This window comes from Streptomyces sp. NPDC093018 (assembly GCF_040684035.1).
In the GTDB taxonomy this organism is placed as follows: Bacteria; Actinomycetota; Actinomycetes; order Streptomycetales; family Streptomycetaceae; genus Streptomyces; species Streptomyces murinus.
Window position 1 is genome coordinate 1 of the sequence record NZ_JBFBFF010000046.1, and the last position, 1,668, is coordinate 1,668.

A 1,668-nucleotide genomic window follows, 5' to 3' on the forward strand; every position below is an offset into this window, starting at 1 on the left:
GGGGCGGAGTGCTGCGAAGGGTGAGACGCGGGTGCGGGCGAGTGGTCTGCCGGTGAGCCATGCGTCGAGGCGGGCGAGGTTGATCGCAGCGCCGGTGAAGTGGTGTTGCAGGCGGGCCTTGGCGAGTCCGCGGTAGCGGGATCTGCGCAGGCCGAAAGCCTGGACGCCTTGGGAGATGGTGCCCTCGACACCGGCGCGGTGTCCGTAACGGCGGCGCCACCGGTCGGTGTCCTGCTCGATCCGGGCCTGCTGAAGGATGTCGTGCTCGGCTTGCGGCCGCAGCGTCAGATTGCGGCCGGTCCGCGCGTCGGTGCACGAGGTCCGCAGTTTGCAGGGGCCGCAGTGCCGGGCGGCGAAACGGACGCGGGTGACAGGGGTGCGCCGGTGGCTCCGGGCCTCTCGCCACTGAACGCTGGACTGGCCGCCGGGACAGACGGCCCGGCGCTGGTCCCAGTCGACGGTGAAGTGGGTGTTGTCGAAGAAGTCACCGCTCACCTGCCCCTTCACGCTGGTGGCCTTGACCGGTCCGACCAGCTCCATGCTGTGATCGCGCCGTGCGTGGTGGATCTGTTCGGCGTCGACGTATCCGGCGTCCACCAGGTGTTCGTCCGGCAGCAGGCCACGCTCGGCCAGCGCGGTGTGGATGTCCTCCAGGACGGCCACGTCGTTGACCGGCGCCGGTGTGGTGTGGATATGGGTGATCAGGTGAGGGGCGTCGGGCTCGCAGGTCTCGCTGAGGTGGACCTTGTAGCCGGACCAGCCCAGATCCCGCTTCGATCCGGTCCTGGCCCCGGGCTCGTGCGGGGTCCGTAAGCGGATCAGGCCGGGCGGAAGGTTCTTCGGCTCACGCCACCGCACGGCGCCGTCGACGTGGTGGAACTGCTGCACCCACGTCCGCCGCAGGAACTCCACCGCGGGCAAGCTCCGCAGTCCGGGCGGGGCCGCAGACGACCAGAGGGCCTCCAGCACCACCATGCCGTCGGCCCCGCACTGATCGCCGTGCTCGACGCGGGCGGCCCATCGGGAAGGGAAACGACTGTCCTCGGGCCGGGCGGAGTAGCGGTCGAACCACTCCGGCGCCGCCACCCTCACCAGCCAGTCCCCGGCTTCCCCGGCGAGCTGGTTCAGTGCCGCACGCAGGGTCTCGACCACGAACTCCAGCCGGTTCAGGTCCCTGGTCGCGGCCAGCACATGGGTGGCGTCGGTTCGCTGTCGCCTGCCCGGCTTGACCAGGCCCGCCTCACCGGCCGCCCGCAGCACCGCGTCGAACACTTCCCGGCCGGCGTCGCCGTCGACCAGCCGGCCACGGAACTCGCTGAGCACGGAGAAATCGAATCCGGTATCGGTCAGCTCCAGCGACAAGGCGTACTTCCAGTCCAGACGCGAGCGGACCGCGTGCGCGGCCTGCCGGTCGGTCAGTCCCTCCGCGAACTGCAACACCGACACCAGCGCCAGCCTGGCCGGCGAGACCGCCGGGCGCCCCCGGACCGGGAACAGTTCCTCGAACTGCGCATCGGCAAAGACCGGCCCGAGCGCATCCCGCACCCGCATCGCCAGACACCCCTTCGGGAACACCGCGCGCGCCACCCTCGCAGTCTCCTCCGGGATCTCCGCCAGCTCCACACCACGCAACGACACGAACCCACCCCTGAACACGACAACGGCCTG

General features: G+C 70.7%; 1 protein-coding gene. It reads right to left on the reverse strand.

Translation table 11 applies throughout. The features are described from left to right. Positions 1-1,638: IS1182 family transposase (locus AB0N90_RS37590; RefSeq protein WP_365203987.1), on the reverse strand; the 1,638-nt coding region annotated here is incomplete at its 3' end. Between the last annotated feature and the right edge of the window lie 30 nt (positions 1,639-1,668).